22 protein-coding genes are annotated in these 22,039 nt (G+C 73.4%); 14 read left to right on the top strand and 8 right to left on the bottom strand.

Going from position 1 to position 22,039, the window contains the following annotated elements; genetic code table 11:
* Positions 1-149: 149 nt before the first annotated feature.
* Entirely contained in the window at positions 150-1,511 is a 1,362-nt protein-coding gene (locus ACWFR1_RS29385; RefSeq protein ID WP_453556411.1) for an FAD-dependent oxidoreductase, read from the top strand.
* A 72-nt stretch (positions 1,512-1,583) separates the two neighbouring features.
* Here the strand turns inward: ACWFR1_RS29385 and ACWFR1_RS29380 are convergent, their stop codons facing one another.
* On the bottom strand, positions 1,584-3,131 hold the full coding sequence (locus ACWFR1_RS29380; RefSeq protein ID WP_453556408.1) for a regulator: 1,548 nt from the start codon (positions 3,129-3,131) through the stop codon (positions 1,584-1,586).
* Positions 3,132-3,466: 335 nt separating this feature from the next.
* On the opposite strand from ACWFR1_RS29380, the gene lipB reads away from it, so the two are divergent.
* The 4 genes from lipB to ACWFR1_RS29360 all read left to right on the top strand — a co-directional run bounded on the left by lipB (position 3,467) and on the right by ACWFR1_RS29360 (position 6,552).
* Positions 3,467-4,282 (top strand): lipoyl(octanoyl) transferase LipB, encoded by an 816-nt coding sequence (gene lipB, locus ACWFR1_RS29375; protein ID WP_453556405.1) that lies wholly within the window; start codon positions 3,467-3,469, stop codon positions 4,280-4,282.
* Positions 4,283-4,397: 115 nt separating this feature from the next.
* Positions 4,398-5,366: a lipoyl synthase gene (gene lipA / locus ACWFR1_RS29370; RefSeq protein WP_406057782.1), complete on the top strand. Its 969-nt coding sequence runs from the start codon at positions 4,398-4,400 to the stop codon at positions 5,364-5,366.
* A 255-nt stretch (positions 5,367-5,621) separates the two neighbouring features.
* Positions 5,622-5,837 carry an SCO2195 family GlnR-regulated protein gene (locus tag ACWFR1_RS29365; RefSeq protein ID WP_453556402.1) on the top strand — a complete coding sequence of 72 codons (216 nt, stop codon included), beginning with the start codon at positions 5,622-5,624 and terminating at the stop codon, positions 5,835-5,837.
* 10 nt (positions 5,838-5,847) lie between these two features.
* Entirely contained in the window at positions 5,848-6,552 is a 705-nt protein-coding gene (locus ACWFR1_RS29360) for a DUF4191 domain-containing protein (protein WP_453556399.1), read from the top strand.
* 70 nt (positions 6,553-6,622) lie between these two features.
* Here the strand turns inward: ACWFR1_RS29360 and ACWFR1_RS29355 are convergent, their stop codons facing one another.
* The gene (locus ACWFR1_RS29355; protein WP_453556396.1) at positions 6,623-7,090 is read right to left on the bottom strand and encodes an RDD family protein; all 468 of its coding nucleotides are present in this window, start codon (positions 7,088-7,090) and stop codon (positions 6,623-6,625) included.
* 221 nt (positions 7,091-7,311) lie between these two features.
* Here ACWFR1_RS29355 and glnA point away from each other — a divergent pair, with 221 nt between their 5' ends.
* Entirely contained in the window at positions 7,312-8,736 is a 1,425-nt protein-coding gene (gene glnA / locus ACWFR1_RS29350) for a type I glutamate--ammonia ligase (RefSeq protein WP_150270986.1), read from the top strand.
* An 85-nt stretch (positions 8,737-8,821) separates the two neighbouring features.
* On the opposite strand, the gene ACWFR1_RS29345 is transcribed toward glnA, so the two are convergent.
* Positions 8,822-9,097 carry a hypothetical protein gene (locus ACWFR1_RS29345; protein ID WP_453556392.1) on the bottom strand — a complete coding sequence of 92 codons (276 nt, stop codon included), beginning with the start codon at positions 9,095-9,097 and terminating at the stop codon, positions 8,822-8,824.
* Positions 9,098-9,246: 149 nt separating this feature from the next.
* On the opposite strand from ACWFR1_RS29345, the gene ACWFR1_RS29340 reads away from it, so the two are divergent.
* Positions 9,247-9,606: an arsenate reductase family protein gene (locus ACWFR1_RS29340; protein ID WP_453556390.1), complete on the top strand. Its 360-nt coding sequence runs from the start codon at positions 9,247-9,249 to the stop codon at positions 9,604-9,606.
* On the opposite strand, the gene ACWFR1_RS29335 is transcribed toward ACWFR1_RS29340, so the two are convergent.
* Complete coding sequence (locus ACWFR1_RS29335) at positions 9,607-10,467, bottom strand: alpha/beta fold hydrolase (protein ID WP_453556387.1); 861 nt, start codon at positions 10,465-10,467, stop codon at positions 9,607-9,609.
* 76 nt (positions 10,468-10,543) lie between these two features.
* Here ACWFR1_RS29335 and ACWFR1_RS29330 point away from each other — a divergent pair, with 76 nt between their 5' ends.
* Together ACWFR1_RS29330 and pdxR are read left to right on the top strand one after the other, a co-directional pair.
* On the top strand, positions 10,544-10,987 hold the full coding sequence (locus ACWFR1_RS29330; protein ID WP_453556437.1) for a MarR family transcriptional regulator: 444 nt from the start codon (positions 10,544-10,546) through the stop codon (positions 10,985-10,987).
* Positions 10,984-12,435 carry a MocR-like pyridoxine biosynthesis transcription factor PdxR gene (gene pdxR, locus ACWFR1_RS29325; RefSeq protein ID WP_453556384.1) on the top strand — a complete coding sequence of 484 codons (1,452 nt, stop codon included), beginning with the start codon at positions 10,984-10,986 and terminating at the stop codon, positions 12,433-12,435. The genes ACWFR1_RS29330 and pdxR overlap by 4 nt, the downstream gene beginning before the upstream one ends.
* Here pdxR and ACWFR1_RS29320 read toward each other — a convergent pair.
* Positions 12,411-13,331: a Gfo/Idh/MocA family protein gene (locus ACWFR1_RS29320; RefSeq protein ID WP_453556382.1), complete on the bottom strand. Its 921-nt coding sequence runs from the start codon at positions 13,329-13,331 to the stop codon at positions 12,411-12,413. The two genes, pdxR and ACWFR1_RS29320, sit on opposite strands and share 25 nt — an antisense overlap.
* 73 nt (positions 13,332-13,404) lie before the next feature.
* Positions 13,405-13,650 carry a hypothetical protein gene (locus tag ACWFR1_RS29315; protein ID WP_453556379.1) on the bottom strand — a complete coding sequence of 82 codons (246 nt, stop codon included), beginning with the start codon at positions 13,648-13,650 and terminating at the stop codon, positions 13,405-13,407.
* A gap of 225 nt (positions 13,651-13,875) precedes the next feature.
* Between ACWFR1_RS29315 and ACWFR1_RS29310 the strand changes: the two genes are divergently transcribed.
* The 4 genes from ACWFR1_RS29310 (at position 13,876) to ACWFR1_RS29295 (ending at position 18,594) form a co-directional block, all read left to right on the top strand.
* Positions 13,876-15,297, top strand: a complete 1,422-nt coding sequence (locus ACWFR1_RS29310; RefSeq protein WP_453556376.1) for a hypothetical protein — start codon at positions 13,876-13,878, stop codon at positions 15,295-15,297.
* Entirely contained in the window at positions 15,294-16,466 is a 1,173-nt protein-coding gene (locus ACWFR1_RS29305; RefSeq protein ID WP_453556373.1) for an ARPP-2 domain-containing protein, read from the top strand. Before ACWFR1_RS29310 ends, ACWFR1_RS29305 begins: the two co-directional genes overlap by 4 nt.
* A 137-nt stretch (positions 16,467-16,603) precedes the next feature.
* The gene (gene glnII / locus ACWFR1_RS29300) at positions 16,604-17,635 is read left to right on the top strand and encodes a glutamine synthetase (protein ID WP_453556370.1); all 1,032 of its coding nucleotides are present in this window, start codon (positions 16,604-16,606) and stop codon (positions 17,633-17,635) included.
* A 380-nt stretch (positions 17,636-18,015) separates the two neighbouring features.
* On the top strand, positions 18,016-18,594 hold the full coding sequence (locus ACWFR1_RS29295) for a winged helix-turn-helix domain-containing protein (protein WP_453556367.1): 579 nt from the start codon (positions 18,016-18,018) through the stop codon (positions 18,592-18,594).
* A 12-nt stretch (positions 18,595-18,606) separates the two neighbouring features.
* Here ACWFR1_RS29295 and ACWFR1_RS29290 read toward each other — a convergent pair whose 3' ends face one another.
* Positions 18,607-20,058 (bottom strand): PepSY-associated TM helix domain-containing protein, encoded by a 1,452-nt coding sequence (locus ACWFR1_RS29290; RefSeq protein ID WP_453556365.1) that lies wholly within the window; start codon positions 20,056-20,058, stop codon positions 18,607-18,609.
* Positions 20,059-20,108: 50 nt separating this feature from the next.
* A complete protein-coding gene (locus ACWFR1_RS29285; protein WP_453556363.1) occupies positions 20,109-20,738 on the bottom strand; it encodes a hypothetical protein in 630 nt (209 codons plus the stop codon).
* A gap of 250 nt (positions 20,739-20,988) precedes the next feature.
* Between ACWFR1_RS29285 and ACWFR1_RS29280 the strand changes: the two genes are divergently transcribed.
* On the top strand, positions 20,989-21,993 hold the full coding sequence (locus ACWFR1_RS29280) for an NAD-dependent epimerase/dehydratase family protein (protein ID WP_453556360.1): 1,005 nt from the start codon (positions 20,989-20,991) through the stop codon (positions 21,991-21,993).
* The last annotated feature ends 46 nt before the right edge of the window (positions 21,994-22,039 follow it).

The raw sequence follows: 22,039 nt of genomic DNA, 5'->3' as shown, positions 1-22,039 counted from the left end.
GCGCGGGCCGACTTCCGTGCGGGCACTGCCTAGGCTCGACGCCCACCGTTCGATGACCGCCGTTCGATACGAACGCGAACTCGGGCATTCCGGAGGGCTGTTGGGGGCATAAGGCCTCCCACCGGCGGCGCCGACCTGGGGAGGGGCACGTGCTCAGTACCGCAACCAGCACACAGCACAGGGACGTCGTGGAGACCGTCGACGTCGTCATCGTAGGAGCCGGGACCGCGGGGCTCGCGGCCGCGCACCGGCTGACCGGCGCCGGGCTCGCCGTCGCCGTCCTGGAGGCGGAGCCGACGGTCGGCGGCCGGCTGGCCACCGACCGCGTCGACGGCTTCCGGCTCGACCGGGTGGGCCCGATGCTCACCCTCTCGCCCGAGGAACTGCGGACCACGCCGGGCCTCGACGGTCTCGCCCTGCGCCCCTTCGCCCCCGGGGTGCTCGTGCACAGCGACGGGCGGTACGCGCGGTGGGCCGTCCCGCACCCTCGCCGGGCGGCGGGCCAGCGGGGCGGCGGGGTCCACCGGGGCGTGGGGGGAGCGTTCAGCGTGGCGCGCGCCCTCGCGAGCGCCCCCCGGAATCCGGCCGCCTCGCTCGACCAGGCCCGGCTCGGCGCGTCCCTCGTCCGGCTCGCCACGACCCCGACGCAGCGACTCCTCGCCCGGCCCGAGCGGACCACCCGCGAGGCCCTGGCCGCCCGGCTGCCCGCCCGGACCGTGCAGGGGGTGCTGCGGCCGCTGCTCGCCGCGCTCCTCGCCGATCCGGACCTCGGCATGTCGAGCCGCCAGGCGGACCTGGCGCTACGGGCCTTCGCCCGGAGCAGGCCGTCCGTCCCCGAGGGCGGTTCGGCGGCGCTCCCCGAGCGGCTCGCGGCCGCACTGCCGCCGGGCACGGTCCGCACGGGGGTCCGGGTCACGGACGTGTCGGTCTCCCGGATCACGACCGCCGAGCACGGGGTCATCGGCTGCCGGTCGGTACTCCTGGCCACGGGCGCGCGGACGGCGGCCGGGCTGCTCCCCGGCCTGCGGGTCCCCGGCTTCCACCCGGTCACGGTCCTGCACCACACGGCCCCGGTGGCGCCGACCGCGGATCCCGCCCTGCTCCTGGAGTCCGACCCGGGCGGGCCGGTGGCCCACACGGCGGTGATGAGCGCGGTCGACCCGACGCGGGCGCCGGACGGCAGGGTCCTCATCACGTCGACGGTCCTCGGCGTACCCCCGGACGACACGGAACGCCGCGTCCGCAAGCACCTGGCCACGTTGTACGGCACGTCGACGGACGACTGGGAACTCCTGGCCCTCCACCACACCCCGGAGGCGGTCCCCTCGATGCCGCCCCCGCACGACGCCCAGCGCTCGGTCCGCCTCCTGGCCGGTCTGTACGTGTGCGGCGACCACCGCGACACGAGCACGGTCCAGGGCGCCCTGACCTCGGCCCACCGCGCCACGACGGCCCTCCTGGGGGACCTGGGCGTCCACGCGCCGCTGTCGGAACCGGACGCGGCGGCCTGACGCCGGGCGGCGCCGCGACCCCGGCCGTGATCCGCCGGACGGGCCGGACCCGACGGGAATGGCCGGACGGCCCTAGCCGATGGCCGCCACCCGGTCGCGATACGTGCGGGCGGCCGCGGCGTCGCGGTACGGCTCCAGCCGGCGTTCGAAGTCGCGTACGTACTCGACGGCGCGCGCCGACCGCATCTCGGAGGCCTGCTGGGCGGCCTCCGCCCCGAGCGCGCAGGCCTGGTCGAGTTCGCCGAGGGCGAGGCGCGAGGTGGCGAGGACGACCCGGCAGAAGAGCCGGCTGCGGGCGAAGCCCGGCGCGCGCAGCTGGAGGGCGCGCTCGGCGTGCTGGGCGGCGGGCCGGTACTGCTGGAGGTCGCGGTGGCAGTGGCCGAGCTCGTCGGCGAGCTGGGCCTCGTCGAACATCCGGGCCCAGTAGGGCACCTCGTCGCCCGGCCGGGCCGCTTCGAGGGCCCGCTCGGCGCGGACCAGGGAGGCGCCGCACGCGCGGGCCTCGCCGAGGACGGCGTGCCCGCGGGCCTCGATCGCGTGCAGCATCGCCTGGACGACGGGGGGCGCGGCGGGCCCGACGCCCTGCTGGGCGACGCGGGCGAGCTGCACGGCCTCCCGCCCGTGGCCGAGGTAGACGGCCTGGCAGCTCATGGTGAGGAGGACGTACGAGCCGTAGGCCCGGTCGCCGGCGGCCTGGGCGAGGCGCAGCGCCTGGACGAAGTAGCGCTGGGCGAGGCCGTGGGCGGCGATGTCGTACGAGGTCCAGCCAGCGAGCCGGGTGAGGTCGGCGGCGGCGGCGAAGAGGCGGCGGCCGATGGACTCGCCGTAGGTGCCACGCAGCATCGGCTCGGTCTCGTGCTCCAGGTAGCGGACGAGGGCCTGGCGCGCGTGGCCGCCGCCGTAGGCGTGGTCGAGGGTGCGGAAGAGCTCGCCGACGGAGCGGAGGGCGGCGATGTCGCCGCTGGAGACGCGCTGCCCGGGCCCCCGGTCCGTGCCGCGCTGCCGGGGCACGGAGAAGCGGCCCTGCACGGGGACGCGCGGGTCGGGTGCCACGCGCGGGTCGTGCGGGACCCGGGGTTCGTGCGGGGAGCGGGGGTCCTGCGAGCGGGGGGCTCCGGCCGGTCCGCCGGGGGCCCGGGAGGACGGCGGGCCGGGGGCGAGCTCGCCGCGGGCCACCCGGTCGTCGGCGCGGCCGATGAGCCAGTCGCGGCTGGGGACGACGAGCCCCGCCGGGGTGAAGGCGATCTTGCGGAGCTCGGCGTGGCTGCCGGAGTCCTTGCGCCAGAGCCCGCTGACGATGTCCACGGCCTCCTCGGGGGTCGCCGCGAACTCCAGGCCCGCGTAGACCGGCGCGCAGGCGTCGAGACCGAGGTCCTGCGCGGAGAGCCGACGGCCGAGGCGCCGGGTGAAGACCTCGGCGATGAGGGCGGGGGTGGTGCCGCGCGGCTGCTGGCCGCGGAGCCAGCGGGTCACGGAGGTCTTGTCGTACCGCAGGTCGAGGCCGTGCTCCAGACCGAGCTGGTCCACCCGTCTGGCGAGGCCCGCATTGGAGAACCCGGCTTCGGCGATGAGCGCGGCGAGCTGGCGGTTCGGGATGCGCTGCGGTGGTCGTTCCGTCATCAGCTGTGCGGTCTCCTGCCTTCCGGGCCCAGGTGCAGCCCGTTCGGACCCTCATGGAACGGCGTGAATTTAGCGGTCCCCACGGCCTGTACCGCCACCTTCGCCCCACATTCATCCGATCGTGTGAGGATTGACGGCACCGCTGACGTAGGCGCCCTGGTCCACCCTGACGGAGGGGGCACCCCGGCAGAGCCCGTACGAACCGTCCCCGGCACCCCCGTACAGGTGTCCGCGTCGTCGCCGTACAGTGGCATGGGCGCGAATGACGCATGGTGCCTCGCCGGCCCGGGATGACCCCCGGAACCCGGCCGCGGCACCCAGGAGGAGGCATGGCCGTGAGTGAGCTGCGATTCGTCCGCCTTGGATTCGGCGCTGATGCCGTCGACTACCAGGTGGCCTGGGACAAGCAGCGCGAGGTGCACGCCGCACGGTTCGCCGACGAGATCGCCGACACCTGTCTGCTGCTGGAGCACCCGCCGGTCTACACCGCCGGCCGGCGCACGGCGGAGAGCGAGCGCCCGCTGGACGGGACGCCCGTCGTGGACGTGGACCGCGGCGGCAAGATCACCTGGCACGGCCCCGGCCAGCTGGTCGGCTACCCGATCCTGAAGCTGCCCCGCCCGGTGGACGTCGTCGCGCACGTGCGCCGCCTGGAGGACGCCCTGATCCGCACGGCCGCGGAGTTCGGCGTGGAGACGAGCCGCGTCGAGGGCCGTAGCGGCGTGTGGGTGCTGGGCGACCCGGTGGAGGAGCGGCCGTCGTTCGGCGGGCTCTCCCTCGACCTCGACCCCCGGCTCGCCGACGAGGAGTTCGACCCCCGCCTGAACGGCCCCGAGTACGCGCCGTCCAACGCCGGCCAGCGCCGCGAGGACCGCAAGCTCGCCGCCATCGGCATCCGGGTCGCCAAGGGCGTCACCATGCACGGCTTCTCTTTCAACGTGAACCCGGACAACGCGTGGTTCGACCGGATCATCCCGTGCGGCATCCGCGACGCGGGCGTGACCTCGCTCGCCAACGAACTGGGCCGGGACCTCACGATCGAGGAGGTGCTCCCGGTCGTGGAGCGCCATCTGCGGGAGGTCCTGGAGCAGGCGGAGCCGAAGCCCCGCGAGATCGAGCGCCCGGCTCCGGCGGAGCCCGCGTCCGTCTGACGGGAACGGCCCGCGGAATGCGGGGCTCTGGCCTGAGGTTGGCCAGACGGTAAGGCATGGGAAGCAACGGGCGTACCCTGGTGTGCGCCGAAGAATCGAAGCTACAGGAGCCGATGTGTCCGCAGTCGCACCCGACGGACGCAAGATGCTGCGCCTGGAGGTCCGGAACGCCCAGACCCCCATCGAGCGCAAGCCCGAGTGGATCAAGACCCGCGCGAAGATGGGTCCGGAGTACACGAAGATGCAGGGTCTCGTGAAGAGCGAGGGCCTGCACACGGTCTGCCAGGAGGCGGGCTGTCCCAACATCTTCGAGTGCTGGGAGGACCGCGAGGCGACCTTCCTCATCGGCGGCGACCAGTGCACCCGGCGCTGCGACTTCTGCCAGATCGACACGGGCAAGCCCGAGGCGCTCGACCGGGACGAGCCGCGCCGCGTGGGCGAGTCGGTCGTCACGATGGACCTGAACTACGCCACGATCACGGGCGTCGCGCGCGACGACCTGGAGGACGGCGGCGCCTGGCTGTACGCGGAGACCGTGCGCCAGATCCACCAGCAGACGGCGGAGCGCGCCGAGGGCCGGACGAAGGTCGAGCTGCTCGCCCCCGACTTCAACGCGGTGCCGGAGCTCCTGGCGGAGGTCTTCGCCTCCCGCCCCGAGGTCTTCGCGCACAACGTGGAGACGGTGCCGCGGATCTTCAAGCGGATCCGTCCGGGATTCCGTTACGAGCGCTCGCTCGACGTCATCACGCAGGCGCGTGACTACGGTCTGGTCACGAAGTCCAACCTGATCCTCGGCATGGGCGAGACCCGCGAGGAGGTCAGTGAGGCGCTCCAGCAGCTGCACGACGCGGGTTGCGAGCTCATCACGATCACGCAGTACCTGCGCCCCTCGGTGCGGCACCACCCCGTCGAGCGCTGGGTGAAGCCGCAGGAGTTCGTGGAACTCAAGGAGGAGGCCGACGAGATCGGCTTCTCCGGCGTGATGTCGGGCCCGCTGGTGCGGTCCTCGTACCGCGCGGGGCGCCTTTTCCAGCAGGCGATCGAGAAGCGCGGCGCGGTGGACAACGCCACTCAGGCTGTGTGAATCCGAGCACAAGAAGTTACCGGCCGGTAGCGGCCGGATCCGACGCGGCCCGTACGCCCCCGCAGCTCAGGGGGTGCGTACGGGCCGCGTCGCCGTATCCACCGTGCCGCACATGGCCGCATCAACGTTTCATCAGTGTTTGACCACCGGGTCACGTCCTGGTAACACCGATCTGTGAGCCTGCTTTCACTCACCGCCACCACCCGCTCGCTTTCCCCCACCTCGTCTCATCCGCAATCGAGAGAGGACCCCGACATGCCGGCCGCATCGACGCACGTCCGCGTCACCGCGATCCCGTCCGTCACCGACGCCCTGAAGGCCATGGAGGCCCTGCTGCTCGGCGCCGGGCAGCGCACCGCCCGGCGCAACGCCTGGACCTCCGTCCTGGAGGACCGCCGCCACGCCAAGGACCGGGTCGAGGCCCAGCATGTGATGGAGGCCGCGTCTGGCCACGCCTCGCGGGCCACGTAAACTTCTGGACATGGCGAGGAAGGCAAACACGGGCAGCGCTGACGCTGCGAACCAGGGGCGGCTCAAGCAGATCGCCCTCACGTACAAGATGACCCGAAAGGCCGACCCTAAGGTCGGACTTGTCGTCGCAGGCGTGGGCATCGTCGTACTCGGTGTCCTCCTCGCGATCGGCTTCCTGATCGGTCACCCGGTCTACCTGGGCATCCTGGGATTCGTCCTGGCGCTCCTGGCGGCGGCCATCGTGTTCGGGCGGCGCGCCGAGCGCGCGGCCTTCGCACAGATGGAGGGCCAGCCCGGCGCGGCGGCGGCGGTGCTGCAGAACGTCGGGCGCGGCTGGACGACGACCCCCGCGGTCGCGATGAACCGCAGCCAGGACGTCGTGCACCGCTCGGTCGGCCGGGCAGGCATCGTGCTGGTGGCGGAGGGCAACCCGAACCGGGTGAAGACTCTGCTGGCGGCCGAGAAGAAGCGGATGAGCCGCGTCGTGGTGGACGTGCCGGTGCACGACATCATCGTCGGCGACGGCGAGGGCCAGGTGCCCCTGAAGAAGGTCCGCACGACCATGCTCAAGCTGCCCCGCGTGCTCACCGGCCCGCAGGTCACCGCGGCCAACGACCGGCTGCGCGCGATGGGCGACCTCATGAGCAACATGCCGCTGCCGAAGGGTCCGATGCCGAAGGGCATGCGGATGCCTCGCGGCGGAAAGATGCGCTGACGCGCCCGGCCCCGTAGGCGAGAAGGGCCCCGGACCTCACGGTCCGGGGCCCTTCTCGTGCGCTCGGGGGTCAGATGCGGACCTGGACGGCGCCGGAGAGGCGGTCGTGGAGGCCGCGGCCGTCGCGGTCCCAGACGAGGGCCGGGATGGCGAGGCAGACGAGCAGGGAGCGGATGGCCGCGCGCGGGAGGCTCAGCCGCCCGCCGGCCGCCGAGACGACCCGGAGGCCGAAGAGGCGCTTGCCGGGCGTGGAGCCGACGGTGCCGACGGTCAGCACGCTCAGGACGAGCAGCAGGCCGAGGGCCCAGTTGCTGGTCGTCTGGTCATAGCTGTCGGTGATCAGGCCGTATGCGATCAGGAGACAGAGGGCCCAGTCGAGGGCGAGAGCGCCGAGCCGGCGGCCCGGGCGGGCGATCGAGCCGGGTCCCTCCTCGGGCAGTCCCAGCTGCTGACCCCGGTAGCCGAAGTCCACGCCTGCTTGCTCCGCCGCGGCACGGGGGCCGGAGAGCCACGATCCGAGTGCTTGCCTGTTGTCCACCCGACCACGGTACTGCGCCCGTTTTCGATCACTTCCGTCCGGGTCGGCCCAGGCACGCCGCAGCGCGCCGCACACCCGCTCCGGTTAACTTCGACGAAACAAATGGGTCATGCTTGAGAAATCCCGTCTGCCTATGGTCGGGTCCAGCGTGTGCCACCGCACTGGCCGCACGACCGAGTTGCAACCCCGCCCCTCCCCGGGCCGGGAGTAGGAGGAGTTGGATGTCCGAGAAGCACGGGTTCCAGAACGCCGACGAGGTCAACAAGTTCATCAAGGACAACGACGTCAAGATGGTCGACGTCCGGTTCTGCGACCTTCCGGGCGTGATGCAGCACTTCACGATCCCGGCGACGGCCTTCGACCCGGCGGAGGAGCTCGCCTTCGACGGCTCGTCGATCCGCGGCTTCCAGGCGATCCACGAGTCCGACATGGCGCTCCGCGCCGACCTGTCGACGGCCCGCGTGGACCCCTTCCGTCGCGACAAGACGCTCAACATCAACTTCTTCATCCACGACCCGATCACGGGCGAGCAGTACAGCCGTGACCCGCGCAACATCGCGAAGAAGGCCGAGGCGTACCTCGCCTCCACCGGCATCGCCGACACCGCCTACTTCGGCCCCGAGGCGGAGTTCTACGTCTTCGACTCGGTGCGCTTCGAGACCTCGGCGAACCAGGGCTTCTACCACATCGACTCCGAGGCCGGCGCCTGGAACACCGGTGCGGAGGAGAACAACCGCGGTTACAAGGTCCGCTACAAGGGCGGCTACTTCCCGGCCCCGCCGGTCGACCACTTCGCCGACCTGCGCTCCGAGATCTCCCTGGAGCTGGAGAACGTCGGCCTCCAGGTCGAGCGCCAGCACCACGAGGTCGGCACCGCCGGCCAGGCCGAGATCAACTACAAGTTCAACACGCTGCTCGCCGCGGCCGACGACCTGATGCTCTTCAAGTACATCGTGAAGAACGTCGCCTGGCGCAACGGCAAGACCGCGACCTTCATGCCGAAGCCGATCTTCGGCGACAACGGCTCGGGCATGCACGTCCACCAGTCGCTGTGGGCGAACGGCGACCCGCTGTTCTACGACGAGACCGGCTACGCGGGCCTCTCGGACACCGCCCGCTACTACATCGGCGGCATCCTCAAGCACGCCCCGTCGCTGCTCGCCTTCACCAACCCGACGGTGAACTCGTACCACCGCCTGGTCCCGGGCTTCGAGGCCCCGGTCAACATGGTGTACTCGCAGCGCAACCGCTCCGCCGCCATGCGCATCCCGATCACGGGCTCGAACCCGAAGGCCAAGCGCGTCGAGTTCCGCGCGCCGGACCCGTCCTCGAACCCGTACCTCGCCTTCTCGGCGCTGCTCCTCGCGGGCCTCGACGGCGTCAAGAACAAGATCGAGCCGGCGGAGCCGATCGACAAGGACCTGTACGAGCTCGCTCCCGAGGAGCACGCGAACGTCCAGCAGGTCCCGACCAACCTGGAGGCCGTCCTCCACGCCCTCGAGGACGACAACGAGTACCTGCAGGCCGGTGGCGTCTTCACGTCCGACCTGATCGAGACGTGGATCGACTACAAGCGCACCCACGAGATCGCCCCGATCCAGCTGCGCCCGCACCCGCACGAGTTCGAGCTCTACTTCGACCTCTAAGCCGGACACTCCGCACGAGTGAAGGCCGCCGCACCCGATTCCCGGGTGCGGCGGCCTTCGCCGTTCCTCGCGCTTGTCTCCGGGGTCAGCGGCCGTAGCGGATCAGGGCGCGGACCATGCGGCAGGTGGTGTCGGAGGGCGGGTGGATGCCGATGTCGGCGGCCGTCGTGCGTATCGTCGTGTTCGTGGCCTTCGACGGGACGTAGACGCCGGCGTCGAGGAGGGCGATCGCGAGCCGCATGGCCTTCAGGCGGCGGTTGTGCGTCACGTACCACTCGCGGGGGCGGCCCGCCGGGAGCGGCTTCCTCTGGAGGGGCTTCCAGGGTTCGAGGGACGGTGTCCGGATCACGGCGAGAGCCATGGGCTACCTCCTGGCGAACGATGGGGTGCGGGCCCTCCCCGGGACCCTCACCTTCACCCCTTATTTTAGTGGCCACCACTGACAATCGCCCCTGGCCAGGCAGGGTTTGGGGGGTGGTGGAGGGAGGCCTGGGGGGTACCGTGGGGGCCATGGAGATCTGGATCAATCCCGCCTGTTCCAAGTGCCGCAGCGCCCTCACCCTCCTCGACGCGGAGGGCGCCGAGTACACCGTGCGGCGCTACCTGGAGGACGTGCCCTCGCCCGAGGAGATCCGGCAGGTGCTCGACCGGCTCGGTCTCGAACCGTGGGACATCACGCGGACGCAGGAGGCCGTCGCCAAGGAGCTCGGGGTGAAGGAGTGGCCCCGGGACGCGGCGAACCGGGACCGCTGGGTCGAGGCGCTCGCCGGGCACCCGAAGCTGATCCAGCGGCCGATCATCACGGCGGAGGACGGCACGGCCGTCGTGGGCCGGTCGGAGGAGGCCGTGCGGGACGCCCTGTCCCGGTAGTCAGCACGCCAGGAACTCGGTGATCCTCTTCAGGGTCGGGGTTCCGAGCTCCGACGGGAGCGTGTGGTGCGTCGCCGCGGGGACGGTGTGCGTCTCGATGCCGGGGATTGTCGCCCTTGCCCGCGCCGCCCCCCGGGCCGGGTCGTGGGCGCGGCTGCCTTCGGCGAGGCAGAGGAGCACCGGGGGGCGGAGGGTCGCCAGCGCGGCCGGCTTCGGGCGGGGTCCCGTGACCGGGCGGTGCCTGGGGAGCGTCGCCGCCAGGGCGTCGAGACGCCGGACCGCCGGGTCGTGCTCCGCCCTGCCCGTCTCCCACGCCAGGAAGGCCTCCGTCCGCGCGGGCGTCGGGCGCAGCAGTGTCGGCAGGGCCCGGATCAGGTAACGGGACCCGAAGCCGACGAAGCAGCCGGTCGGGTCGAGCAGGACGAGTCGGTCGGTCCGGTCCGGGGCCGCGAGCGCGTACGTGAGCGCGATCCACCCCCCGTACGAGTGGCCGCAGAAGGCCGCCGAGGTGATCCCAAGGCCGTCGAGGAGGGCGTCGAGCCAGGACGTGAGGTCCGCGGCGGTACGGATCGGGCGGCCGCCCGCCCGGCTGCGGCCCGGTCCGCCGACGAGGTCGACGGCGTGGACCCGGTGCGTCGCACCGAGTGCGGCGGCCGTCGTGCGCCAGGAGGCCGCGGTGGCCCCGCCGCCGGGCAGGAGGAGGACGGGCGGGCCACCCTGGGCGCCGTGGCGGAGCACGTGCGTGGTGCCGTGGGGGGTGGGGACGCGCTCGGCGTTCGTGGGATGGGGCCACGTCGCGAGGAGCGCGTCGTAGGCCGTGTCGAAGTCGGTGTCGAAGTCGATGCCGTGGGCGCGGGACATGACGACAGGTCCTCTCGCTGGGCGATAATCTCGCTGAGCGAGATAATAGGAGGAAGCGGTGACCGAGTCACCCGAGATGCGGATCTTTCATCTGCTGCGCGAGGTCACCGTCGAATACGGCCTGCGGCAGGCCGAGTTCGCCGCCCGCAACGGCATGCACCCGACGGACGTCCGGGCCCTGATCTGGCTGCTCGACGCGGAGCGCGCCGGCACCGACGCGACCGCCGGCCGGCTCGGCGAGGGGCTCGGGCTCAACTCGGCCGGGACGACCGCCGTCGTCGACCGCCTCGAACGGCTCGGCCATGTGGCCCGGGTGCGGGACGTCCGCGACCGGCGGCGAGTGCTGCTGACGGTGGAGGAGCACGCGAAGGAGCTCGGCCGCGCCCACTTCGGGCCGCTCGTCGAAGGGACCGTGGCACTGCTCGGCGCCTTCGGCGAGAGCGAGACCGATGCGGTGCGGCGGTTCCTGACGGGCGTACGGGAGCTGCTGGACGACCGGAACGGGGAGGAGTCGCGGTGAGCGGGGAGTTCGCCGGGGCGCTCGGGGTCGATCTGCATCTGGAGCTCGGTGCGAGCGGCAGTCGGCGGGCCGTGCTCGCCGAGGCGCTGCGCGAGGCCGTCCGCGGTGGGCGTCTGGCGCCCGGGACCCGGCTGCCGCCCTACCGGTCGCTCGCCGCCGACCTGGGGATCGCCCGGAACACCGTCGCCGACGCCTACGCCGAGCTGGTCGCCGAGGGCTGGCTGGCCTCCCGGCAGGGCTCCGGGACCCGGGTGGCCGAGCGGGTCCTCGCGCCGGCCCCCGGACCGGCACGGCCCGCCGCGCCGGCGGCGCTCCCCTACGACCTCGTCCAGGGCAAGCCCGACCCCGGCGCCTTTCCGCGCGCGGCCTGGCTGGCGGCCGCCCGGCGGGCGCTGACCGCCGCGCCGCACGAGGCCTTCGGGATCGGGGACCCGCGCGGCCGGATCGAACTGCGCCAGGCCCTCGCCGCGTACCTCGCACGGGTCCGGGGCGTACGGACCACCCCGGACCGGATCGTGGTCTGCTCCGGCACCGCGCACGCCCTGCGGCTCCTCGCGCGTGTACCCCTGGCGACGCACACCCGCGAGAAGCCCGCCCGTCAGACGGCCGCCCGCAAGGCGCCTCCCCGGCCCTGGGCCGTCGAGGCCTACGGACTCCCCTACCACCAGGGGCTGCTGGGCGAGGCGGGCATCCACACGCTGCCGCTGGCCGTCGACGAGGACGGGGCGCGCGTCGCGGAGATCCCCCCGGAGGCGGGCACCGTCCTGCTCACCCCCGCCCACCAGTTCCCGACCGGCGGGCCGCTCCACCCCGAGCGCCGGGCCGGCGTCCTGGAGTGGGCGCGGCGCTCCGGGGGGCTGGTCGTGGAGGACGACTACGACGGCGAGTTCCGCTACGACCGCCGGCCGGTGGGCGCCGTCCAGAGCCTCGACCCCGACCGGACCGTCCTCCTCGGCTCCGTCAGCAAGAGCCTCTCCCCCGCGCTGCGGATCGGCTGGATGTGTCTGCCGGAGGCCCTCGTGGACGGGGTCGTCGAGGCGAAGGGGCTGCGCGAACCGCACACGTCGGCGACGGAGCAGCTCACGCTCGCGGAGTTCGTCGGCTCCGGCGCGTACGACCGGCACGTCCGGCGGATGCGCCAGCACCATCGCGTGCGCCGCGACCGGCTGGTCGCGGTGCTCGCGGAGCGCGTGCCGGGGGTACGGGTGACCGGGCTCGCCGCCGGGCTGCACGCCCTCGTGGAACTGCCCCGGGGCACGGAGCGGTCGGCCGTCGCCGCCGCCGCCGCGCACGGGGTCGCCGTGGAGGGCCTCGCGGAGTACCGGCACCCGGAGGCGCGGGGCGCGGCCCTGCCCGACGGCCTGGTCGTCGGCTACGCCACACCTCCGGACCGGCTGTACCCGGCCGCCCTGGACGTGCTGTGTCAGGCCTTGTCCGGCGCGCTCTGAGCGGCGAGCCGCTCCGCCTCCGTCAGGATCTCGGTCAGGCGGAGGCCGAAGCGGGCGTCGCACGGGTGGGGGGTGCCGGTGCGGGCCGTGGTGAGCAGGGCGTCCACGGCCGTGGCGTACGCTCCCGCCGCTCCGTCCCAGCGGGGCAGTTCGGCGCGGCCCGCGGTGCCGTGCAGGGAGAGCGCCGCCTCCGCCGCCTCCGGCGGGGCGCTGAGAGTCAGGGTGGCGGTGCTGCTCGCGCCCGAGCTGTGGCGCAGGACCAGGTGGTGGGTGTCCTCGGGGCCTCGCACGGCCGTGATCGCGGTGACGTCGCCGAGGACCGGCAGGTAGACGGAGAGGACGTGCGGGCCGACGTCCCACAGCCCGCCCTTCTCCCGCCGCCACGGCGAGGCCGCGTAGGCGCTGGCGGAGCCGGGGCCGTAGAGCGAGCCCAGCCAGTGCGCCTCGCCCAGGAACCAGCCGCCCACCGCCGCCTGCTCCTCGATCCAGCGGGCCGTCGGCTCCGCGAACCGCAGCGTGCAGAACACGACGGAGGCGAGCCCGGCCTTCTCGGCCGCCTCGGCGACCTCGCGGGCCGCCTCGACGGTCGTGGCGACCGGCTTGTCCAGCAGGACGTGGCAGCCGGCCCGCGCCGCCCGCACCGCCAACGGGGCCTGGACGTCAGGGGGAAGCGCGAACGCGACGGCGTCGCTCGCCGCGAGGAGGGCGTCCACGTCGTCGTACGCGCGCGTGCCGGACGCGGCGGCGAGCTCGGCCGCCGCCTCCGGGCGTCTGCCCCACACCCCGCTGAACTCGACGCCCGGGTGCCCCGCGAGCGCGGGCGCGTGCGTACGGGCGGCCCAGGGGCCGGTGCCGAGGAGTCCGATACGGGGCTTCGCGCCCGGGTGCTTCGCCATGTCCCCCAGTCTGCCGGTACCCACCGACATCCCATGAGCGGCCGCTCTCACCCGGAGTTCTCGCCCGGAACGCTCACTCGGAGCTCTCGCCCCGCTCAGCCGCCTCCAGGCGATCCAGGGCCGCCTTGGTGGGCTCCTTGCTGCGGATCAGCCTCCACGTCTCGACGCCGCACGCCACCACCGCCCCGACGCCGAAGAGGAACAGCGCCACGCGCCACGGCAGCCACAGCCGTCTGCCGACCCCCTGGGCCATCATGATCACGCCCAGCAGCAGGAGTCCGCCGGCCTTGCGCAGCCACAGTTCGATCCCGTCCCACATCGTCCGTCCCCCCGGTCGCCTCGGCCCGCCTCCCCGGGCGCGCGAAGGCCGAGCATACGAGAGGCGCGGTCCCATAAACCGGTGGCAGGCGTCGCCGCTCCTGGTGTTACGTTGCCCCAGCCGGCCGCGGGACTTCGGTGCGACTTCCGGAACCTGCCTCTGAAGCAACGTCTTCGCTGTTCGTGCCCCCATTCCCCGGCCGGCGCCCACGGAAAGGGGAGAGCCTTGTCCGAACTCGTCGCCGCCGAGGACGTGCTCCTCTTCGTCAACGCCGCCGTGACCGCGACCGGCCAGCGCGAGTTCCGTTCCTCCGCCGCCGCGCAGCGCTTCTCGCTGCGGTTCGTCCACGAGTACGTACGGGTCAACTACCGCCCTGTGTACGCCGCCGCGCTCGCCCTCGACATCAACCACCACAACGCCGCCCTGATCGTCGAGGAGCTGCTGCGCACGCCGCACGAGGCGGGCGGGCCCGAGGCGAAGCGGGTCGAGGGGCGGCTGATCGCCGCGCGGCTCGCGCTGCTGCCGCCGCAGCGCGTCTACCGGCTGTTCCGCGCGCTGCGCGCCGCCGGGGTCAACAACCGCCGCACGCGCGCGATCGTGCGCGCGTGGATCGCCGCCCGGCCCGATCCGGCGCTGGACGCCGTGAAGTACCGGCCCGGGGTGAAGGCCGCCCTCCGGCACGTCCACGGCCGGCCGGCCGACCCCGAGACGGGCGACTTCCTCTTCGCGCCGGGCCGCCGCGTCCGGTACGAGAGCGCCACGCTCGACGCGTACCGCCGCGCCCACTACGAGCAGGGCGTGCTGTACGAGCTGCCGTTCACGGTCGCCGAGGGCTTCGCCGCGCGGCACAAGGTGCCCCGCGCGGTGTTCCTGGAGCGGATCGCGCCCCGGATGACCCGGCTGGAGCGGCTCAGGGCGGACCGGGCGACGACGGCGGCCACCGGGGCGGGGGCCGATCTGTCCGTCATGCCGCTCACCCGGCTCGCGCTGTACGTCCTCGCGCTGCCCTTCGGGGAGCGGGTGGAGCGGCGGGCCGAGCTGACGCACGCGCTGCGCGCGGCCGCCCGGCGCGCGGCGGGGCCGTACGCGGGGAGCTGGGGGCGGGTCGCCGCCGTCCTCGACGACAGTTTCTCCTCCTCCGGTTCGTCGGTGAAGCGGCGCCGTCCGCTGGCCGTCGCGCTGGGCTGCCACTTCCTCCTGGAGGCCCTCGCGGCGCCGGGGGCGTACACCGCGCTGTGGACCTCGGGCGGTTCCGATCCGCTGCTCGTCCGGCCGTCCGGGCCGACCCCCCTCGGCCTGCGGATCCTGGACGCCCTGGAGACCGGTCCCGACCGGGTGGTGATCGTCTCGGACGGCTGGGACAACGCGCCGCCGGGGCTCGCGGGCGAGGTCCTGCGGGTGTGGCGGTCGCGGCTCGATCCGGGGCGCCGGACGAGCGTCGTCCACCTGAACCCCGTATACGACGCGGAGGGCTTCGACGTGCGCCGGCTGGCGCCGAGCGTGCCGACGGCCGGGATCCGGGACGCGGAGGACCTCGCGGCCCTGGTGGAGATCGCGCAGTTCGCGGAGGGACGGACGGGGTTCGCGGAGCTGGGGGCCTATCTGGACCGGCGCGTGGAGCTGTTCTTGAAGGAGGCCGGGGGATGACGAAGATCGATCTGACCGGACTCGACGTCCGGCCCGCGCAGGTGTGGGGCGGGGTGCGGATCGTGCCGTTGGTGCGGGCCGAGCCGGTGGCCGGGCTGCGGCTGCGCCGGGAGGTGTACGAGGGCTCGGGCCTCGGTGCCGTGGACCTCGGCGGCCGGACGACGTACACCTCGTACGTCCCGCACGGCTTCGTCGCCGACTGGTCGGCGCCCGGGGCGGCGGCGGGCACGGGAGCGGAGTCCGCCGTGTACGGGACCCTGCTCGGCGGCGAGGGCGCGCCGCCCTCGTGCGTGCCGGTGCGCCGCCTGCACCGGCTGGCGAAGCGGCGGCCCGCCGAGCGGCGGCTGCGCTTCCTGCCGCTCCACCTCGCCCTTGAGGGCTATCTCGCGCTGCACTTCGGCGGTCCTTCGGTGGTCTGGGACGACTGGTCCCGGAAGGCCCTGAGCCAGGGTCTCTCGCCGCGCGCCGAGGCGGCGTACGCGGGCTGGTCGGTGCCGGGGCTCGCGGAGGCCCTGCGGATCTTCGAGCTCCATCCGGGCCAGTGCGGTCTGCTGCTGTACGTGGCCGACGCGCCGGCCGCGGCCTTCGTGGTCCCGCACCCCGACGACTACCGCCTGCTGCACCCGACGCTCGTGGAGGACCTGTACGGGGAGCTGGTGCACCAGTACGCGTACTTCGGGGGGCCGGTGCCGGAGTTCACGGCGCGGATCCGGGACGGCGCCGGTGGCGTCCGTACCCTCGCGGACCTGCGGGCGGCGGCGCGGGAGCAGGAGCGGGCCTGGGCGGAGGCGCACGACGGGCTGATGGCGCGGGACCTCCTGGAGACCTCGTACGCCTTCGAGCGGGTGTACCGGACGGACGGCTTCGAGCTGCACCGGTTCCTGCCGCCGTTCCTGCGGGACGGGCGCGAGCAGCACATCGGGGAGCTGATCACCGACCACAAGGGGCGGGCGGCCTATCTGAAGACCTTCCGGCTCTCCGACAAGCAGATCCGGAAGGGCCACCTGCTGCGGATGCTCGCGGGCCACGACTGGCACCTGGAGCGGACGGCGGAGGCCCTCGGCACCTCGTACGAGGAGGTCGTGCGGCGGATCGGGGCGGCGGGGTTCGGCGGGCTGCTCGACGCGCACGTCGTCGCACGGCGGGCGCGGGTAAAAGAGGAAGCCTGAGTAACACGGGGTTCACAAACGGGCAACCGACGGGAAATCCCGTGTTGCGAAGCTGCGACCGGACACAGACACCGCAGCTTCTCGCAGCGCCGCGAGCCGCCGCGCACCCGCAGCAGCACGCCCTAAGGATGAGGCCCGTGACCTTCAAGGCTGAGTACATCTGGATCGACGGCACCGCGCCGACCGCGAAGCTTCGCTCGAAGACGAAGATAATCGTGGACGGTGGCGCCGCGCTCGACGAGCTGCCGATCTGGGGCTTCGACGGGTCCAGCACGAACCAGGCCAAGGGCCACGCCTCGGACCGTGTCCTCAAGCCGGTCTTCGTCTGCCCGGACCCGATCCGCGGTGGCGACGACATCCTGGTGCTGTGCGAGGTCCTCAACACGGACATGACGCCGCACGAGTCCAACACGCGTGCCGCGCTGGCCGAGGTCGCCGCGAAGTACGCCGCTCAGGAGCCGATCTTCGGCATCGAGCAGGAGTACACCTTCTTCGACGGCGAGCGTCCGCTCGGCTTCCCGGTCGGCGGCTTCCCGGCCCCGCAGGGCGGCTACTACTGCGGTGTCGGCGCCGACGAGATCTTCGGCCGTGACATCGTCGAGGCGCACCTGGAGAACTGCCTCACCGCCGGTCTCGGCATCTCCGGCATCAACGCCGAGGTCATGCCGGGGCAGTGGGAGTTCCAGGTCGGCCCGCTGGCTCCCCTCACGGTCTCGGACCAGCTGTGGGTGGCCCGCTGGCTGCTGTACCGCACGGCCGAGGACTTCAAGGTCTCCGCGACCCTGGACCCGAAGCCGGTGAAGGGCGACTGGAACGGCGCGGGCGCGCACACCAACTTCTCCACCAAGGCGATGCGCGAGGGCTACGACGCGATCATCACCGCCGCCGAGTCCCTCGGCGAGGGCTCGAAGCCGCTCGACCACGTCAAGAACTACGGCGCCGGCATCGACGACCGTCTGACGGGTCTGCACGAGACCGCCCCGTGGGACAAGTACTCCTACGGTGTCTCGGACCGCGGCGCCTCGGTCCGCATCCCGTGGCAGGTCGAGCAGGACCAGAAGGGCTACATCGAGGACCGCCGTCCGAACGCGAACGTGGACCCGTACGTGGTGACCCGCCTGCTGGTGGACACCTGCTGCGAGGCCCTGGCGAAGGTCGGCCAGGTCTGACCGTCCGGCCGCCGGACCGCCGCACGCGCTCTTCCGGAGAGGCGCCCACCGTTTCGTACGGTGGGCGCCTCTTCCGTCATGTGGGACGGATGACGCGGGGGTTCGGCCGGGGAAAGGCTCGTCGGGGGCATTCCCTTCTGGTTCAATAGGGATATGGCCACGATGAGGAACGACGCCGCGACAGGTCGCTACGACCTCGAGCCGTTCTGGCCATCCCGGCAGCACGACGACTTCGACCGGGTCTGTTGCCGCGCGAGGAACGCGTCGGCCCTCTGAAGCCCCGGATCGGCACGGTCCGATCCCGGCCTTCGGCCGACGCGCACGACGACTGACGTACGACGCCCGTCCGTTCGTTTCTCCGCGCGAAAGAGCTGACTCCCATGGCCCACACCCAGATCGCTCCCCTCACCGCCGTCCGCCCCGGCCGGCACCGATTCCGCGCCGTCGACCCCAACGAGGTCGTCGGTCTCCCGCCGCTCTCGCCGCTCGCCCAGCTCTCCCAGGTGGCGGACCTCCTGCCGCCCGGCGCCACACTGCTGCCCGCGCCGCAGCACGCGCTGCCGACGCTGCCGGGACGCCCGCCGATGGTCGGGTACCTCGTGCTCGTCCCGGCCGACCAGCAGCCGCAGCCGCCCGTGGCCGCCCCCGTCCCCGCGCCGCCCGCGGCGGCGGAGGAGCAGGGTCCGGTGGCCATCGACGCGGGCCGGCGGATCGCCGTCGTGGACGGCGAGGAACTCGACCTGACCTATCTGGAGTTCGAGCTCCTCGCCCATCTGGTGGCGCACCCCCACCGGGTGCACACCCGCGACCAGTTGGTCACGACGGTGTGGGGCTACGGACACGTCGGCGACGGCCGTACGGTCGACGTGCACGTGGCCCGGCTGCGGCGGAAGCTGGGCGCCGAGCACCGCCACACGATCCAGACCGTGCGGCGGGTCGGCTACAAGTACACGCCCTGATATCTGAGTTGATCAGGTACTACGTGTGGTCCTGGCGGACCGCGCCCTCACCTTCGCCGCCAGGGCGAGGGTGAGGTCCACCGCCAGGAACAGCAGCAGGCTGAGGCCGAGCAGGGGGACGAACCAGCCGACGAGCGCCGTGGCCGCCGCGAGCGGCAGCAGCATCGTCACCGGGACCTTGCGCCAGGCCCCGCGCGCCACCGGGCGGCCCGGGCGGCGCTGCCACCACATGCGGTAGCCCCAGAGGATCAGCAGGATCAGGGAGAGTGCGAGGGCCGCGAGCGCCAGCTGGTTGAACAGGCCGAGGAACACGCCGGTGTGCGCGTCGATGCCTATGCGGGTCAGCTTGGCGAGGAGGGGGTGGTCGGCGAAGGCGAGGCGGTCGAGGACCGTGCCGTCCGCCGGGTTCACGGCCACCGAGTCCAGCTCCAGCGGGAACTGCGTGTCGGTCTCCTTGACCACGTACCCCTTGCCGTCGGCGGGCAGGACGACCGAGACGCGCGGGCTGTCGATGCCGGCCGCGCGGGCCGCCTCGACCGCCTTGTCGATGCCGATGTCCGGGCCCTGGGCGGTGGTGCCGCCCGGCTGGTGCCCGGCGCCGTGGCCCTCGTGTTCCGAGCCGGCGCCGGCCGCGCCGGCGAGGGTCGCGGTGAGCGTGGGGGTCGCGCCGCCGAGACCGTCCTGTACGACGCCGATGTTCTCGCCCGCGTACCGTGACCAGGTCAGGCCCGTCGCGGAGAGCAGGACGAGGCCGGTGACGGCCCACAGGCCGACCGAGCCGTGCCAGGAGAGGGTGCGGCGGCGGGACTTCGGGCCGCCCTCGGGGACGAACAGCGCGCGGCGGTTCCTCCTGCGGCGGCCGAGCCAGAGCAGCAGACCGCCGAGGGCGATCACCCACAGCCAGCTGGCGGCCAGTTCGCTGTAGTTGCGGCCCAGTTCACCGAGGTGCAGATCGGCGTGGAGGCCGTCGATCCAGGTGCGCAGCGGGAGGGCGCCGGAGCTGCCGAAGCTGGGCAGCTGCCCGCGGACGTCCCCGGTGTACGGGTCGACGAAGACGGCGAGGGAGGTGCCCTCGGGGACGTCGGGGTCGGCCATCAGGACCCGGGTGGTGGCGTCCGGTTCGGCACCGGGCCAGACGGCGGTGACGGTGCCGTTCGGGTTGACCTTGCGGGCGATGTTCACCTGCTGCGAGAGCGGCAGGGCGGTGTCGCCGACGGGGACCTCCAGCTCGTGCGCGTAGATCACCTTCTCGGCCTGGAAGGAGAGCGCGTAGAGCAGACCGCTGGCGGCGGCCACGAGGAGGAACGGGGCGACGAGGACGCCCGCGTAGAAGTGGAGGCGCAGGACGAGGGGGCGCAGGGCGCTCCACGTCCCGGCCTTGGGGGCGGTGCGGGTTTCGGGTGTCTCCGTCTCCGACGGTGGTGCCTCGGCGGTTTCGGGGCGTGCGGGATCGTCGATGGTCATGAAGGGGCGTCCTTGGAGTCGGCGTGGACAACGGGAGGAGACCCCCGGTGTCAGACGTGTGCTCCGAGGGTCGTGGCGCGGGGTGCGGACGGCCGGGGCGGACCGCGCCGGGAGACGGTGTGCGCGAGGACGACGGTGTGGGGCCGGTGGGCGTGGCCGCGCGTCCGGCGGACCGGGCCGCGCGGGGCTTCGGGGACGCGGACGCGCGCGAACAGCAGCCGCAGCGGGGTGAACGCGTACGCCAGGGCGGCCTCGGCGAGCCGGAAGAACGCGGCCTCGCCGTGCGCGAGCCACAGGCCGCAGAGGAGTGCGGCGAGGAGGTGGACGGCGAGCATGCCCGTGCCGGAGTCCACGGCCATGGTCATCTCCATGGCAGCGTCCGGGCCCGATCCCGAGCCCGTGCCCGCGCTCATGGCGGCGGCGTGTGCGGCCGCCGTGTCCGTCATGGCGTGCGGATCCGTCGTGTGCGGGCCCGTCATGTCGGTCGCGCCGCTCGCGCCGTGCGCCGACGGATGAGAACCGGCCATCGAGAAGAGCAGGTGCAGCGCGCCCTGGAGGACGAGCATGGCGCCCGCGATCGTCGGCGTGCCCCGGCGGCGTCCGGCCGCGGCCCAGGCGGCGGCCGCGGTCGCGGCGAGGGCGCCGAGCAGGCCGGGCGTCGGGAGCTGGTGCGCAGACATGGACGAATGCCCCACAGCGGCCAAGGTCACGCAGACCACCGCGAAAAGTGCGGCTCGCAGGGCGCGCAGCGGCGACCGGGCATCCGTCATCGCCCGTCATGGTGCCATCCCGCCATCCGGCCGAACAGACCACCTCCCACGCCGCCGTCCCGCCCGGTGCGTTCCTCCCCGGCGGAATCCTCCGGGAGCGGAATCCTCCGGGAGCGGAATCCCCTGGCCTCGCCCGCCGCCGCCGGGCAGTCTTCCGATCATGAAATTGCTGATTCTCGGTGGTACGGAGTTCGTTGGTCGCGCGGTCGCCGAGGCGGCGCTCGGCCGTGGCTGGGAGGTGACGGTCTTCCACCGGGGCCGGCACACGCCCCCGGCCGGAGTCCTCTCCCTGCACGGCGACCGCACCACGGGCGCGGACGGTCTCGCGGCCCTCGCCACCGGTTCCTGGGACGCCGTCGTGGACACCTGGTCGGCCGCGCCCTCGGCGGTCCGGGACGCGGCGCGGCTGCTCGCCGGCCGGGTCGGGCGGTACGCGTACGTGTCGAGCCGCTCCGTCTACTCCTGGCCGCCGGCCGCCGGGCTCGGGGAGGACGGCCCGCTGGTGGAGGGTTCGCCGGACGCCGGGGACGTGCCGTACGCGGAGGCCAAGATGGGCGGCGAGCTCGCCGCGACCGCCGCCTTCGGGGCGGAGCGGACGCTGCACGTCCGCGCGGGCCTGATCATCGGCCCGTACGAGAACGTCGGCCGACTCCCCTGGTGGCTGCGCCGGATCGCCCGCGGCGGGACCGTCCTGGCGCCCGGGCCGCACACCCTCCCCCTCCAGTACGTCGACGCGCGCGACCTCGCCGAGTGGACGCTCGACGCGGTGGCGGCCGGGCTCTCGGGGCCGTACAACCTCGTCTCGCCGCCCGGGCACACGACCATGGGCGAGCTGCTCGACGCGTGCGTACGGGCGACCGGCGCGGACGCCGAGCTGCGGTGGGCGGAGCCGGAGGCGATCCTCGCGGCCGGGATCGAACCCTGGACGGAGCTGCCCGTGTGGCTGCCGCCGGGCGAGATGTACGACGCGCTGCACACCGCCGACGTCTCCCGCGCGGTCGCGGCCGGGCTGCGCTGCCGGCCAGCCGAGGAGACGGTCGCGGACACCTGGGCCTGGCTGGAATCGCTCGGCGGGGCGGCGCCGCAGCGCCCCGACCGTCCGGACAAGGGGCTCTCCCCCGAGCGGGAGGCGGACTTCCTGGCGACGTACGCGCGGGAGGTCTAGGGCCTGATCCGCGCGGGACGGCCTAGGCGGCAGCTGACGAACTGCT

It is taken from the genome of Streptomyces sp. NPDC055103 (assembly GCF_053607625.1).
This window is presented reverse-complemented; position numbering and strand designations above follow the sequence as displayed.

Excerpts from the sequence above, each read along its gene's own strand:
- ACWFR1_RS29380 (WP_453556408.1), bottom strand. The coding sequence starts at position 3,131 with ATGACGGAACGACCACCGCAGCGCATCCCGAACCGCCAGCTCGCCGCG.
- ACWFR1_RS29365 (WP_453556402.1), top strand. The coding sequence starts at position 5,622 with ATGCCGGCCGCATCGACGCACGTCCGCGTCACCGCGATCCCGTCCGTC.
- ACWFR1_RS29360 (WP_453556399.1), top strand. The coding sequence starts at position 5,848 with ATGGCGAGGAAGGCAAACACGGGCAGCGCTGACGCTGCGAACCAGGGG.
- glnA (WP_150270986.1), top strand. The coding sequence starts at position 7,312 with ATGTCCGAGAAGCACGGGTTCCAGAACGCCGACGAGGTCAACAAGTTC.
- ACWFR1_RS29345 (WP_453556392.1), bottom strand. The coding sequence starts at position 9,097 with ATGGCTCTCGCCGTGATCCGGACACCGTCCCTCGAACCCTGGAAGCCC.
- ACWFR1_RS29340 (WP_453556390.1), top strand. The coding sequence starts at position 9,247 with ATGGAGATCTGGATCAATCCCGCCTGTTCCAAGTGCCGCAGCGCCCTC.
- ACWFR1_RS29335 (WP_453556387.1), bottom strand. The coding sequence starts at position 10,467 with ATGTCCCGCGCCCACGGCATCGACTTCGACACCGACTTCGACACGGCC.
- ACWFR1_RS29330 (WP_453556437.1), top strand. The coding sequence starts at position 10,544 with ATGCGGATCTTTCATCTGCTGCGCGAGGTCACCGTCGAATACGGCCTG.
- ACWFR1_RS29320 (WP_453556382.1), bottom strand. The coding sequence starts at position 13,331 with ATGGCGAAGCACCCGGGCGCGAAGCCCCGTATCGGACTCCTCGGCACC.
- ACWFR1_RS29315 (WP_453556379.1), bottom strand. The coding sequence starts at position 13,650 with ATGTGGGACGGGATCGAACTGTGGCTGCGCAAGGCCGGCGGACTCCTG.
- ACWFR1_RS29305 (WP_453556373.1), top strand. The coding sequence starts at position 15,294 with ATGACGAAGATCGATCTGACCGGACTCGACGTCCGGCCCGCGCAGGTG.
- ACWFR1_RS29295 (WP_453556367.1), top strand. The coding sequence starts at position 18,016 with ATGGCCCACACCCAGATCGCTCCCCTCACCGCCGTCCGCCCCGGCCGG.
- ACWFR1_RS29290 (WP_453556365.1), bottom strand. The coding sequence starts at position 20,058 with ATGACCATCGACGATCCCGCACGCCCCGAAACCGCCGAGGCACCACCG.
- ACWFR1_RS29285 (WP_453556363.1), bottom strand. The coding sequence starts at position 20,738 with ATGTCTGCGCACCAGCTCCCGACGCCCGGCCTGCTCGGCGCCCTCGCC.
- ACWFR1_RS29280 (WP_453556360.1), top strand. The coding sequence starts at position 20,989 with ATGAAATTGCTGATTCTCGGTGGTACGGAGTTCGTTGGTCGCGCGGTC.